Annotated in this window: 12 protein-coding genes; 7 read left to right on the forward strand and 5 right to left on the reverse strand. The window is 67.8% G+C overall.

The window, feature by feature from the left end; genetic code table 11:
- Positions 1-71 precede the first annotated feature (71 nt).
- From CU254_RS06690 to CU254_RS06700, 3 genes are read right to left on the reverse strand one after another with little or no spacing between them, the layout of a single operon-like run.
- Positions 72-563 carry a glutathione peroxidase gene (locus tag CU254_RS06690; protein ID WP_037716710.1) on the reverse strand — a complete coding sequence of 164 codons (492 nt, stop codon included), beginning with the start codon at positions 561-563 and terminating at the stop codon, positions 72-74.
- A gap of 17 nt (positions 564-580) precedes the next feature.
- Positions 581-2,110 (reverse strand): glycoside hydrolase family 57 protein, encoded by a 1,530-nt coding sequence (locus CU254_RS06695; RefSeq protein WP_009073959.1) that lies wholly within the window; start codon positions 2,108-2,110, stop codon positions 581-583.
- Positions 2,107-2,880, reverse strand: coding sequence for a class I SAM-dependent methyltransferase (locus tag CU254_RS06700; protein WP_037712794.1), 774 nt, complete (start codon positions 2,878-2,880; stop codon positions 2,107-2,109). Before CU254_RS06700 ends, CU254_RS06695 begins: the two co-directional genes overlap by 4 nt.
- Before the next feature lie 53 nt (positions 2,881-2,933).
- On the opposite strand from CU254_RS06700, the gene CU254_RS06705 reads away from it, so the two are divergent.
- Positions 2,934-3,365, forward strand: coding sequence for a hypothetical protein (locus CU254_RS06705; RefSeq protein WP_009073961.1), 432 nt, complete (start codon positions 2,934-2,936; stop codon positions 3,363-3,365).
- On the opposite strand, the gene CU254_RS06710 is transcribed toward CU254_RS06705, so the two are convergent.
- Positions 3,343-4,182 carry a DegV family protein gene (locus tag CU254_RS06710; protein ID WP_009073962.1) on the reverse strand — a complete coding sequence of 280 codons (840 nt, stop codon included), beginning with the start codon at positions 4,180-4,182 and terminating at the stop codon, positions 3,343-3,345. The two genes, CU254_RS06705 and CU254_RS06710, sit on opposite strands and share 23 nt — an antisense overlap.
- Positions 4,183-4,425: 243 nt before the next feature.
- On the opposite strand from CU254_RS06710, the gene CU254_RS06715 reads away from it, so the two are divergent.
- The 4 genes from CU254_RS06715 (at position 4,426) to CU254_RS06730 (ending at position 8,039) form a co-directional block, all read left to right on the forward strand.
- The gene (locus CU254_RS06715) at positions 4,426-5,211 is read left to right on the forward strand and encodes an electron transfer flavoprotein subunit beta/FixA family protein (RefSeq protein WP_009073963.1); all 786 of its coding nucleotides are present in this window, start codon (positions 4,426-4,428) and stop codon (positions 5,209-5,211) included.
- Between the two features lie 28 nt (positions 5,212-5,239).
- Positions 5,240-6,199, forward strand: coding sequence for an electron transfer flavoprotein subunit alpha/FixB family protein (locus tag CU254_RS06720; RefSeq protein WP_009073965.1), 960 nt, complete (start codon positions 5,240-5,242; stop codon positions 6,197-6,199).
- Between the two features lie 176 nt (positions 6,200-6,375).
- Positions 6,376-7,158, forward strand: coding sequence for a GNAT family N-acetyltransferase (locus CU254_RS06725; protein WP_009073966.1), 783 nt, complete (start codon positions 6,376-6,378; stop codon positions 7,156-7,158).
- Positions 7,155-8,039 carry a 1-acyl-sn-glycerol-3-phosphate acyltransferase gene (locus CU254_RS06730; RefSeq protein WP_009073968.1) on the forward strand — a complete coding sequence of 295 codons (885 nt, stop codon included), beginning with the start codon at positions 7,155-7,157 and terminating at the stop codon, positions 8,037-8,039. The genes CU254_RS06725 and CU254_RS06730 overlap by 4 nt, the downstream gene beginning before the upstream one ends.
- Positions 8,040-8,463: 424 nt before the next feature.
- On the opposite strand, the gene CU254_RS06735 is transcribed toward CU254_RS06730, so the two are convergent.
- Positions 8,464-9,369 carry an NADP-dependent oxidoreductase gene (locus CU254_RS06735; protein WP_009073970.1) on the reverse strand — a complete coding sequence of 302 codons (906 nt, stop codon included), beginning with the start codon at positions 9,367-9,369 and terminating at the stop codon, positions 8,464-8,466.
- A 420-nt stretch (positions 9,370-9,789) separates the two neighbouring features.
- Here CU254_RS06735 and CU254_RS06740 point away from each other — a divergent pair, with 420 nt between their 5' ends.
- Together CU254_RS06740 and CU254_RS06745 are read left to right on the forward strand one after the other, a co-directional pair.
- Positions 9,790-11,154: an MFS transporter gene (locus CU254_RS06740; RefSeq protein ID WP_009073972.1), complete on the forward strand. Its 1,365-nt coding sequence runs from the start codon at positions 9,790-9,792 to the stop codon at positions 11,152-11,154.
- Between the two features lie 64 nt (positions 11,155-11,218).
- Positions 11,219-12,415 carry a cysteine desulfurase family protein gene (locus CU254_RS06745; RefSeq protein WP_037712796.1) on the forward strand — a complete coding sequence of 399 codons (1,197 nt, stop codon included), beginning with the start codon at positions 11,219-11,221 and terminating at the stop codon, positions 12,413-12,415.
- Position 12,416 lies beyond the last annotated feature (1 nt).

Here is a 12,416-nt window from a genome sequence, read left to right on the forward strand (position 1 = left end):
CTGGCAATCGCCGAAAAACGGCAAATGCTCTCCGGCCGCGATAAACGCTGGCCGGAGAGCAGGATCGAAGCTCAAGCAGGCAGAGCCGCTTCGATGGCGGCAACGATCGTCTCGTCTTCAGGCTCCGTACGCGGACGGAAGCGACCGAGCACCTCGCCGTCCGGGCTGATCAGGAACTTCTCGAAGTTCCACTGCACGTCGCCGGCTTCGCCCTCCGCATCCGGAGTTTCCGTGATGCTCGCGTAGAGCGGGTGCCGACCTTCGCCGTTGACGTCGATCTTCTCGAACAGCGGGAACGAGACTCCGTACGTGGTGGAGCAGAACGTCTGGATCTCCTCCGCGGTACCTGGCTCCTGGCCGGCGAACTGGTTGCACGGGAACCCGACGACCGAGAAGCCCTTGTCGCCGTAGCGTTCCTGCAGGCGCTCCAAACCGGTGTACTGCGGCGTCAACCCGCACTTCGACGCCACGTTCACCACGAGCAGCGTCTTGCCGGCCAGCGGTCCGTCGAGAGTGGCGTCTTCGCCGGACAGGGTCTTGAGGGGCAGGTCGCGGATTCCCATGGAATTCCCTTCGATCGTCATGCGCGAGGACGCCGCAGGGCGCGGGCGTCCAGATGTCCGAACGGGCCGTCGGCCCGGCGGTATTCCTCGGCCAGGGCAAGCGCGCGAGCACGATCTCCGCTGCGCAACAACCCGGCGAGGGCGTCGAACCTTTCGGTGTGCACCCGGGCACGGCGGCGGGCGTAATCGGCGGCGGAGTCTTTGGTGACCATGAACGCCCAGTCGCTGGACAGCGCCATCATCGCCTCAGCGACGGCTTGATCGGCAACGGTGTCGCGAGTGGTCCCGTCCTGCTTGTCGACCAGGTCCAGAAGACGGGTCTGCAGCGCGGTGTTGTCCTGCACCATGTCCGCGACCTGTTCTCCGTCCCAGACTCGCCAGTCCTTGCCGGAGCCCCATGAGGACGCGGGCAGCTGGACCGGTTCGCCCAGATGGCCAGCTTCGAGCGCGCCGCGCAATGTGGTCACCCGGACGCCGGCCTCCGGCAACGCGCGCAGGATTCCTTCAAGCCAGGCCGGACCTTCGTGCCACCAGTGTCCGAAGAGTTCCGTGTCGTAGGCCGCAACCACCAGTGATTCGCGCCCGTGTTGTTCGCGGAGGGACCTCAGCCGCGCGACGACTGTCTCGACGAAATCCTTGACATGCGAACCTAAAACGTCCGTGGCGAGCGCGGGATCGTAGGGAGCTTTGTCCTGTGGCTCAACGGTTTTCCCGGTGACGCGCGACGCCTTCAACCCGACTTCGTGCGCCCACGTGTGGAAGTCCCGGTATGCCGCATGGCCTGGATAGCCTGCTTTCGGCGACCAAACCCGGTAGGTGACTTCGAGGTCACGGCCAAAGCAGACGACATCCGAGTCGCCGACGGGATGCGCGGCCGAGGTGTCACCATGGAGTGAAGGGCCGTCGACAAGGAAGCGTCGCACGCCGGCGTCGTGATAATCTCGCTCCATCCCCGGTGCATAACCACATTCAGGTGCCCAAATACCCTCTTGTGCGCGGCCGATGCGCAGCGCGGTGTCCTCCAGTCCGGCCTGGAGGGCGAATCGTCGCACCCTCTGGTCCAGCAATGGCTGGAACGGATGCGCAAGCGGTCCGCCGAGCAATTCGATCGTGTCACTGTCCACAAGCGACCGAAGGATCGGCGAGAAACCGTGTCGCCAGCGCGTTTCCAGCTCCGCGGTGGCGTGCATCGCGGCCTGGTGCTCTGCGGCGGCGAGGTCGCGCAGCAACGGATCGCCGCGCCAGAGCGTCGATGCGTGCTGCGTGCGCAGCTGCCAGTGGCCGACCCAGTCATGGCAGGCGCGGATGGCGTACGGATCGTCGAGCTGGGCGGCGAGGACTGGAGTCATGCCTAGCGTCAGGACGTCGCGTCGCCCCTCAGCGGCGAAACGGCGCAGCAGGTCGACGACTGGCAGATACGAATGCGTCCATGCTTGGTACAGCCATTCCTCGCCGACCGGCCAGCTGCCATGGTGCGGCAGCCACGGCAGATGGCTGTGCAGGACGAGGCAAAACGTGCCTTCGGACGCGGGATTCCGGGTGTTCACGGGCGCACCGCCACGGTTACCAGGTCAAGGCTCGCGTCGAGGTTCTCGCTGTGCACGGCGAAGTCGTCGGCGCGGATCGCTGCGACGTCCGCGAGGAGGTCGGCGGGCCAGGTGGCTTGTCCGGGGAGGGAACCCATGACGACGTCCAGTTGAGCATCGATGATCGAGCCGCCGTAGCGGGTTTCCACGGTGCGCAGGGATTCCGCGTGGTGCAGGCCGTTCAGCTCGGCGACGGCGAACCCGGCCGCGCGCAGCAGATCGTCCATTTCGGACGGCGCGAGCTCCCGCGTGTGGAACGGGTTGAGCGGCGTGTCGCTGTCCGGCGTGAAGGTGAGCCGGTTCGGGGTCGTGACCAGCAGTTTCCCGCCCGGGCGCAGGACGCGGAAGCATTCGGCGAGGAAACCGTCCTGGTCCCAGAGGTGCTCGATCACCTGGAAGTTCGCCACGACGTCGACCGCGCCGTCCCGGAGCGGGAGGTATGCCAGGTTCGCCCGCGCGACGGAGACGTCCGGGTACCGGCGCGCGACGTGCTCGGTGGTCGGTGCGTCGTAGTCCAGCGCGAGCACTCGCCGCGCGTGCTGGGCGATGAGCCCGGCGCCGTAGCCCTCGCCGCAGCCGGCTTCGAGCACCGTCGCGTCGGTGCAGTGGGGGAGAAGGGCGAGGTACGCGGCTTCATGGCGGCGGAACCAGTAATTCTCCTCGGGGATGCCGGGGACGGTCCGTTCGCCGGTGAGGTGCAGTGCCTCGGCCCGGGTGGCTGCGTTGGTCACCTGCGCGACCCTAGCGCCTGTCACGTTTCGCGCAGCCGTCTCGTTCCAGCCGTATGCAACGGACGATCACGCGCATCCTCCTCATCCTGCTCGGTCTCTACACCCTGGTGCAGGGGCTGTGGCCGCTGCTCGACCCGACAGGGTTCTACCAGGACTTTCCCGGTTTCCGGCACGGCTGGGTCTCCATGGACGGGCCCTACAACGAGCACTTCATCATCGATTTCGGCGGCCTCAGCCTGGCGCTCGGCGCGATGCTCGTCGGTGCTGCCGTGATGGGCACCACAACTGTCGCCCGGCTGGTGGCGGTCGCCGCGCTGCTGTTCGCCGTCCCGCACCTCATCTACCACGCCGGGCACGTCGCGCACTATCCGCAGCTCGACCAGGTGCTCATCATCGGCGGGCTCGCGGTGACGGTCCTGCTGCCGCTCGTGGTGCTCGTGGTCCCTGGGCGGCGAATCGAGGTCAGTTCGACGGCGACACCGTGATGCTGAGCGCACCCGGGCCGACGTGAGCGCCGATCACGGTGCTCGCGTCGCCCACCACGATCTCGCCCGCACCCGGCACACGCTCCCGCAGCCGCTGGACGACCTCGCTTTCGTCCGAGCCGAACCGGGTCACCGCGAGGTCCACCGGCTGGTCGCCCGCGGCCTTCACCGCCAGTTCGACGAGCCGGTTCATCGCTCGTTTAGTGCCGGGGACACGGGCGAGCGGGCTTACTTCTCCATTGCGGACGGTGAGCAGCGGCTTGATCGCGAACGCACTTCCGAGCATCGACTGGGCAGCGCCGATCCGTCCCGATCGCCGCAAGTATTCGAGCGTGTCGACGTAGATCAGCTCGGTCGAGCTGCGCACGCGCCGTTCCGCGGCGTCCAGGACCCGCTCGAGCTGCCCGCCGGCCCCGGCGACGCGGGCGGCGGACACCGCGGCGTAGCCGAGACTCATGCTCGCCGTCCCGCTGTCGAGGATGTGCACCGGAATGCGGACCTGCTGGGCGGCTTCGCGGGCGGCCTCGACGGTCTGCGAAAGCCGTCCGGAGATGTGCAGGCTCACGATCGCGGACGCGCCGGCCGAGGCCGCGTCCTGGTAGCTCCAGAAGAACGCGCCCGGGTCAGGCGGCGAAGTCGTGACAGTCGCGCCGGATTTCATCGTCTGGATGAGCTCGCTCCGGTCGAAGCGGTGCTCGTCGTCCGTCTGGTCGCCGACGTGCAGCTGGACCTGGACGACACTGATTCGCCACTGAGCGGCGAGCTGCTCGGGCAGGCACGAGGTCGAGTCGGTGACTACGGCGATGTGCGCGGACATGGTGCCGGAGCGTAACCCCTGACGGCCTACTGCGAGTAAGTGACCGTTGCTCCGATCGGGCGAGCGGCGCGCTGGACGGGCTAACCGGTCAACTAGTAGGACGATGGTCCCAATAGATTGCTCATCCAGGTGAATGCCGTCACCTCGAGGGGTCCGGCCGCGGAATTGGCCCTAATCTACCGCTCAGTAGAGCACTGTCCCGCGGCCGAGAGCCGGCCCCAACCGGGAGGTCGAAGAAGACCCATGACGAACATCGTTGTCCTGGTCAAGCAGGTACCGGACACCTACTCGGAGCGGAAGCTCTCCGGTTCCGACAACACCCTTGACCGCGAATCCGCCGACGCCGTGCTCGACGAGATCAACGAGAAGGCCGTCGAAGAGGCCCTCAAGATCAAGGAAGCCGGCGAGGGCGAGGTCACCGTGATCTCGGTCGGCCCGGACCGCGCGACCGACGCGATCCGCAAGGCCCTTTCCATGGGTGCCGACAAGGCCATCCACGTGTCCGACGAGGCGCTGCACGGCTCCGACGCGATCGCCACCGCGAAGGTCATCGCCGCCGCCGTCGGCAAGGTCGAGGGCTTCGACCTGATCCTGGCCGGCAACGAGGCGTCCGACGGCCGCGGCGCCGCCGTGCCCGCGATCCTCGCCGAGCTGCTCGGCGTGCCGCAGCTGACCTACGTGCGTCAGCTGACCGTCGAGGGTTCCACCGTGAAGGCGGACCGCGAGACCGAGGACGGCATCACCCACCTCGAGGCGAACCTGCCGGCACTGGTGAGCGTGAGCGAGAAGATCAACGAGCCGCGGTACCCGTCGTTCAAGGGCATCATGGCCGCGAAGAAGAAGCCGGTCGAGACGCTGACCATCGCCGACCTGGGCATCGACGCGGGCGAGGTCGGTCTCGCCAACGCGTGGTCGACGGTCGTCGAGGCCTCGCCGAAGCCGCCGCGCACCGCGGGCGAGAAGGTCGAGGACGAGGGCGACGGCGGCTCGAAGGTCGCCGAGTACCTGGTCGCGCAGAAGCTCATCTGAGACACGGTTTCGAGGAGGATTCCGGAAAATGGCTGAAGTGCTCGTCCTCGTCGACCACGTCGACGGTGATGTCAAGAAGGTCACGCTCGAGCTGCTGACCGCTGCGCGCGCCCTCGGCGAGCCGTCCGCCGTCGTGGTGGGCCCGACCGGCACCGCGGCGAAGGCCAAGGAAGCGCTCGCCGGCCACGGCGCGGCGAAGGTGTATGTCGCCGAGGGCGACGACGCCGCTGGTTACCTGGTGACCCCGAAGGTCGACGTGCTCGCGAAGCTCGCCGAGCAGGTCTCCCCGGCTGCAGTGCTCGTCGCCGCCAGCGCCGAGGGCAAGGAGGTGGCCGCGCGGGTCGCGCTGCGGCTGGGCTCCGGTCTGCTTTACGACGCGGTCGGCGTGAACTCCGACGGCACCGTGGACCAGTCCATCTTCGGTGGCGCGTTCTCCGTGAAGGCCAAGGCGGCCAAGGGCGCGCCGGTCGTGTCGGTGCGTCCGGGTGCGGTCGAGGCGGAGGCTGCCGAAGGCGCGGCCGCCGAGGAGACCGTCGAGATCCCGGCGCAGGACCCGGCGAAGTCCGCCAAGATCACCGGCATCGAGCCGGTCGTCGGCGGCGACCGTCCGGAGCTGACCGAGGCGTCGATCGTCGTGTCCGGTGGCCGCGGCGTCGGCTCGGCGGAGAAGTTCGACGTCGTCGAGAAGCTGGCCGACTCGCTCGGCGCGGCTGTCGGCGCGTCCCGTGCCGCGGTCGACTCCGGCTACTACCCGGCGCAGTTCCAGGTCGGCCAGACCGGCAAGACGGTCTCGCCGCAGCTGTACATCGCGCTCGGCATCTCGGGCGCGATCCAGCACCGCGCCGGCATGCAGACGTCGAAGACCATCATCGCGGTCAACAAGGACGCCGAGGCCCCGATCTTCGAGATCGCCGACTTCGGCGTGGTGGGCGACCTGTTCAACGTCGCGCCGCAGCTGACCGAGGCTGTCGACAAGCGCAAGGGCTGACGTTTTCTTTCGCCCGGAAGGCCGTCGCGTGCTCGCCACGCGGCGGCCTTCCGCGTTCTCCGGAACCTTCTCGGCTGTCTGAGAGGAACCTGAGAACCCGCAATTAACTCAACGTGCACTGACCGGTCATCGATTGGCACTCTCCGAGGCTGCTTACCGGCAGGTACACCTTGACCATGACGTCGTCACAGCTCCTCGTCAGTACTGATCAGGCGGGTGCCGACCTTCCCGCAGGCGCGCCGCGGTATTCGCTTCTGGTCGCCAACGGGAACGATGAAGTGCTCGCCGCGCAGAAACTGCGATACCGGGTTTTCGCCGAGGAGATGGGGGCGGAACTGCATTCCCCGGAGCCCGGCCGGGACGTCGACTACTTCGACGAATTTTGCGACCACCTCGTGGTCCGCGACGACAACACCGGCGAGATCGTCGGCTGCTACCGGATGCTTCCGCCGGAGCGCGCCGCGCAGGCCGGAAAGCTCTATTCCGACAGCGAATTCGACCTGACGACGCTCGCCGCGCTGCGTCCGTCCCTGGTCGAAACCGGCCGGTCCTGCGTCCACCCCGACCACCGCAGCGGTGCCGTCGTGAGCCTGGTGTGGGCCGGGATCGCGCGCTACATGCTCCTTTCCGGACACCGTTATCTCGCCGGTTGCGCGTCGGTCCAGCTCAACGACGGCGGCAGCTACGCCGCGGGCGTCTGGGATGTCTTGCGCACCAAGCACCACGCCGACGATTCGCTGCGCGTCTCGCCGTTGAACCCCTGGGAACCAGGCGCGATCGCGCGCCCCGACCGGGCCATGCTCCCGCCGCTGATCAAGGGCTACGTGCGGCTCGGTGCCAAGGTGTGCGGCCCGCCGGCCCTCGACGCCGACTTCGGGGTCGCGGACTTCTTCGTCCTGCTTGATTTGCAGCAGGTCGACGAGCGGTACCTGAAGTTCTTCCTCGGAGCGCAAGGATGAGTCACGCCTGGATGCCGACCTCGCCCTGCGGTGACGATTGCCTCACCGAGGGCGCGCCGACGGTCGGCTTGCCGCGACGCATTTTGCGTTTCACCGCAGCGATTTCCGTGGTCTTCGCGGCGCTGCTGATCGCGCCGGCGCTGCTGGTGATCCGCGGCCGTAGCCGGGAACGCTTGCTGCGCCGGATCTTCCGGGCCGTGCTGCGGGCATTCGGCGTGCGGATGTCCGTGGTGGGCGGCGCGGACTTCCTCGCCGCCCCGGCAGGTCGCGGTGCGCTCGTGGTGAACAACCACATCTCGTGGCTGGACATCATCGCCATCAACGCTCTGCGCCCGATGCGCGCGCTCGCGAAGATCGAGATCGCTGCCTGGCCGATCCTGGGCGTGCTCGTACGTCGCGGCGGGAGCATTTTCCTGGACCGCAACCGTTTGCGCACCCTGCCGACCACGATGGCCGAACTCGCCGACAGCCTCCGCGCCGGCGCGCTCGTCAACGTCACCCCCGAGGGCACCACCTGGTGCGGCCTGGCCTCCGGCCGCTTCACCACGGCCACCTTCCAAGCCGCGATCGACGGCGGCGTCCCGGTCCGGCCGATCGCCCTCCGCTACCGCCTCGCCGACGGCCGCGAAACCAGCCAGCCGGCGTTCATCGGACCCGAGTCGCTCATCGCGTCCCTGCGCCGGGTCGCAGCATTGCGCGGCCTCGTCCTGGAGGTGCACGTGTGCCCGGAGATCGCCCCGGGCCGTGCCGAAGACCGCCGTTCGCTGGCCGCTCTAGTCGAGGCGGCTGTCCACTCGGCCCTCGGGACCGTCCGCATCCCGCCGCAGCGCCGCCGGGTCCTGGTCGGCCGTCCTGCACCCTCCCAGCCGGTTGCGCACTGACGAACGCCCTGGTCACGAGGCTGCGAAGGGGAGTTGCCGTTTTTTGGCGAAACTCCTCCGCAGCGCTCCGACCCCGATGGCTGGCTCCTCCGGCTGTTCGAAACCAGTCCATTCGCCACTCAACGGCGACAGCCGCCCGACTCGCCTCGCCGCTCGAGTGGCCACGGCTCTCCGGCTCGTCGAAGCTGCCGTCCGCATGGTCCACCGCTTCACGGCGATGAGTCGCATGCGTCTGCTTCTGCGCCCCGCATTTGTCGCCGCTGAGTGGCGAAAGCCGCGAGCCCCGACGCCGCCTGCCCCCGCACTCAGCCTTTTCGCCGCTGAACGGCGACGGCCCACCCGCTGAGGTCGCCGCCAAACGGCGACACCGACCTGTCGGGTCACCCGAACCGCACTGCCGTCGAGCCTAGCCGGATGATCGTCGTCAGGAAACGGCAATAGTCAGCTTCCCGCCGGGGTGCCCGTTCTGGCTCTCTTCTTGCGCAGCTGCTGCTTCCTCCAGCGGGAACGTCTTCCCCTGCGCAATCTGCAGTCCATTGTGTACATACCCGAGGATCTCGTTCAGCACCTCCTGGGTCTGCCCGTCCTGACCGCCAGACGAGAACGGCAGCCCGAGCTGGAACGCAGCTCCGTCGGCAATCGTCACGATGCGGTCCTTCGACCCGCGCAACTCGACCGATTCCGGCAAAACGCCATGACCGGACGCGTCGAACACGGCATCTACCGGTCGGTCGGCAACTTCGCGAACCCGCTTCAGCCATCCGTCGCCGTAACGCACCGGAATCGCGCCCAGAGCTTTCACCTCATCGAGATTGTGCTGTCCAGCCGTTCCGATCACCGTCGCGCCCCGCGCGACCGCGATCTGTGTCGCGAAACGACCGACTGCGCCACTCGCGCCATGGACCACCAGCAGTTCGCCAGCCTTGACATCGAGCAGACGCAACACGCGCAACGCAGTTTCGCCAGCAACTGGCAACGCAGCCGCGTCATCCCAGGAGAGGCCGGCCGGCTTGCGAACGATCGCTCCGCCGAGCGCGAACTCCGCGTACCCACCCGTCGCTGACCAGCCGAATACCTCGTCTCCGACGCTGAATTCAGCGTCGTCACCCACCGCGTCGACCACCCCGGCGATCTCCAGCCCTGGAATCTGCGGAGCTTCGAGCGGCGCGCCGCCGGCCATCGCCCCAGAACGAATCTTCCAGTCGATCGGGTTGACCCCTGCGCGCCGGACTGCGACCCGGACCTGCCCCGGGCCAGGTTCCGGTGCCGGAAGTTCGTTCAGTTGCAGCACTTCAGGCCCGCCGTACTCGGCGAAAGTGATGGCTCGCATCTCGGTTCACACTCTCCTTCGGTCGCTGTACGTCCTACTTAAGCCAACCAGCGTCCGGCTCATTCCGAAGCCGCACGCTCGATTCGCCAGTCAACGGCAACACCGCCCTCTTGGCGCGCTCGACCACCCCGACGTCGTGACCCAGACAGCGCCGCCCTGTCGCCCCATGAGCACCTGATCCATCGGTTTAGGTGACCGCCGCAGCGTTGCTAGCTACCCGGCGTCATCGACTCCCTGTGCCGGGCGCCCCTCGTCTGTCCCGCCATAGCAGCCACAGGCTTCCGCGGAGCCGACCTAAGCCGCCGAACGTCAACCCGTGGCCGCGGATACCACCCTTTTGCGCTGCGGCCCCACTTCTCACCCCCAAAGGTCGACTGGCGACTTGACCTCCAGAGTGCTGGAGGTTGCAAGCTCGCGATCATGAGCCAGACCGTCGAAGCGCAGCCTCGAAAAAGCGTCCTCTGGAGTCGAGAACATCGTCTTGTCACCGTCGGCCTGCTGCTTGTGGTCACGCTGGTGGCCTTCGAAAACATGGGCGTCGCCACCGCGATGCCGACACTGGTCGCCGAACTTCACGGTCTCGCGCTCTACTCCTGGCCGTTCACCACGTTCCTGGTGGCCAGCGTCGTCGCCACAGTGTTGTCCGGACGGCTAGGCGACCGTCGCGGCCCAGCACCGGCACTCCTGGTGGGACCGGCGCTGTTCGCCGCGGGACTAGCCGTTGCGGGTATCGCCACAACGATGCCGATGCTCTTGGTCGGTCGTGCGCTGCAGGGTTTCGGATCGGGATTTTTGCTGGTGTCGGTCTCCCTTCTGATCGCCCTGACGTTCACCGACCGCGAACGCCCCGTCATCTATGCGGCCAACGCCGCCGCTTGGGTGCTCCCGGCGGTCATCGGCCCGTCCGTCGCCGGTTTGGTGACCGTGACCGTGGGCTGGCGATGGGTCTTCCTCGGACTGCTCCCGCTGGTCGGGATCGGCATCGTTCTCCTCTACAAGGTCACTCGCCGTTTGCCTGCCCACGTGCCGCTGCCCGCCGGACGTCGCGCAGGCGTTATCGCTGCTGTTGTCGTTGCGCTCGGAGTCGCCGCCTTGAGCTGGGCCGCGCAGCACCCATCGCCTGCTGCGGTCGCGTACGGAGCCTTGGGTCTCGTCGCGCTGGCCGTCGCACTGCGCACACTCCTGCCAGCGGGAACCATGACCTCTCGTCCCGGTTTGCCCACGGTGGTCGCCTCCCGGGCCTTGATCGCCGGTGCATATGCAGGCATGGAGGCGTACCTGCCACTGACCATGACCGCCGTCCACGGTTACAGCCCCGCGCTGGCTGGTCTGCCGCTGACCATTACCGCGCTCGGCTGGTCCGCCGCTTCAGCCCTCCAAGGCCGGTTCCTCGACTGGTCCCGCGAGGCATCGCTGCGCACTGGCTTCGCGCTCGTCGCGTTTGGCCTGGTCGGCTTCGGCTTTGTCGCCCAATCGTGGTTCCCGGCTTGGGTGGCCTTCGCGGTCTGCGCGGTCGGCGGGGCCGGGATGGGAATCGCGATGCCCGCTATCTCCGTCCTCCTTCTGCGCTACTCGCCGGAAGGGGAACGGGGATTCAACACGTCTGCCATGCAACTCGCCGACTGGGTCGGATCGGCGCTGCTCATCGGTCTCGGCGGGGTGCTCCTGGCCGCCGTCGCATCCGCCGCCCAGCCTTCGGCCGCGATGGGACTGCTCAGTATCGCCCTAGTCCTGCTGGCTTTGCTCGGCGTATTCCTCACGAGCAGGTGGCCGAAACAGGTGTGACGTGCCACTCCGCGGCCCGGGGCGAGCTTCGTCACAGGCCGCATCGGTCTACCCTGATAGAGCGATGACCTATCTCGACCATGCGGCAACGACTCCGATGCTGCCCGAAGCCATTGCGGCGATGACTGAGGCTTTGTCCACCGTGGGCAACGCCTCTGCGCTGCATTCTTCGGGCCGCCGAGCTCGGCGGGCCGTCGAGGAAGCTCGCGAGGTGATCGCCGCCGCTTTGGGTGCGCGCCCATCGGAGGTTATCTTCACCGGCGGCGGTACGGAGAGTGACAACCTCGCGGTCAAGGGCATTTTCTGGGCCCGTCACGGCGAGGACTCGGCTCGGCGTCGCATCCTGTGCAGCACGGTCGAGCATCACGCAGTTCTCGACACTGTCGAGTGGCTGGAGCAGCACTCGGACGCCGAGATCACCTGGCTCGAAGTCGACGACCAGGGCCGGGTGTCGCCGGAAACGCTCCGCGCCGCGATTGATGCGGCACCGGAGACTGTCGCCCTGGCGACGGTGATGTGGGCGAACAACGAGGTCGGCACTGTCAATCCGGTCGCCGCGCTCGCTGAGGTCTGCAACGAATACGGGGTTCCGCTGCACACCGACGCCGTCCAGGCGGTCGGTGCGGTGCCTGTCGACTTCACCGCCTCCGGAGCAGCCGCGCTCACGCTCACCGGCCACAAGCTCGGCGGCCCCTATGGCGTCGGTGCCCTTCTCCTCGATCGCGATACTTCGTGCGTCCCTGTCCTCCACGGCGGCGGCCAGGAACGCAGTGTTCGCTCGGGCACTCTCGACGTCCCGGCGATAGCCGGCTTCGCCGCTGCGGTGCAGGCGGCGATCAGCGGTCGCGCGGAGTATGCCGACCGGGTTGCGAAGCTGCGCGACGAGCTAGTCGCCGCGGTCCAGCGCGAGGTCCCGGACGCGATTCTCAATGGCCGTGACGGCGAGCGCTTGCCGAGCCACGCTCACTTCACTTTCCCCGGCTGCGCGGGCGACAGCCTGCTGATGCTCTTGGACGCCAAAGGCATCGAGTGCTCGACCGGCTCGGCATGCACGGCGGGTGTCGCGCAGCCAAGCCACGTCCTCCTGGCGATGGGAGCAGACGCCGCCGCGGCTCGCGGTTCGCTCCGATTTTCGCTTGGCCACACGTCGACACTGGACGACGTGCACACCCTGGCGCGCGAGATCGGTGGCGTCGTCACCCGTGCCCGACAGGCCGGCCTCGCCGGCATGCGCAAGCAGACGCAGAAGCAAGAGGTGTAAA

The sequence above is a fragment of the Amycolatopsis sp. AA4 genome (assembly GCF_002796545.1).
GTDB lineage: Bacteria > Actinomycetota > Actinomycetes > Mycobacteriales > Pseudonocardiaceae > Amycolatopsis.

Bases quoted from the DNA above. Each gene is read 5' to 3' on its own strand.
- CU254_RS06690 (WP_037716710.1), bottom strand. From the start codon at position 563: ATGGGAATCCGCGACCTGCCCCTCAAGACCCTGTCCGGCGAAGACGCC.
- CU254_RS06705 (WP_009073961.1), top strand. From the start codon at position 2,934: ATGCAACGGACGATCACGCGCATCCTCCTCATCCTGCTCGGTCTCTAC.
- CU254_RS06710 (WP_009073962.1), bottom strand. From the start codon at position 4,182: ATGTCCGCGCACATCGCCGTAGTCACCGACTCGACCTCGTGCCTGCCC.
- CU254_RS06715 (WP_009073963.1), top strand. From the start codon at position 4,426: ATGACGAACATCGTTGTCCTGGTCAAGCAGGTACCGGACACCTACTCG.
- CU254_RS06720 (WP_009073965.1), top strand. From the start codon at position 5,240: ATGGCTGAAGTGCTCGTCCTCGTCGACCACGTCGACGGTGATGTCAAG.
- CU254_RS06725 (WP_009073966.1), top strand. From the start codon at position 6,376: ATGACGTCGTCACAGCTCCTCGTCAGTACTGATCAGGCGGGTGCCGAC.
- CU254_RS06730 (WP_009073968.1), top strand. From the start codon at position 7,155: ATGAGTCACGCCTGGATGCCGACCTCGCCCTGCGGTGACGATTGCCTC.
- CU254_RS06735 (WP_009073970.1), bottom strand. From the start codon at position 9,369: ATGCGAGCCATCACTTTCGCCGAGTACGGCGGGCCTGAAGTGCTGCAA.
- CU254_RS06740 (WP_009073972.1), top strand. From the start codon at position 9,790: ATGAGCCAGACCGTCGAAGCGCAGCCTCGAAAAAGCGTCCTCTGGAGT.
- CU254_RS06745 (WP_037712796.1), top strand. From the start codon at position 11,219: ATGACCTATCTCGACCATGCGGCAACGACTCCGATGCTGCCCGAAGCC.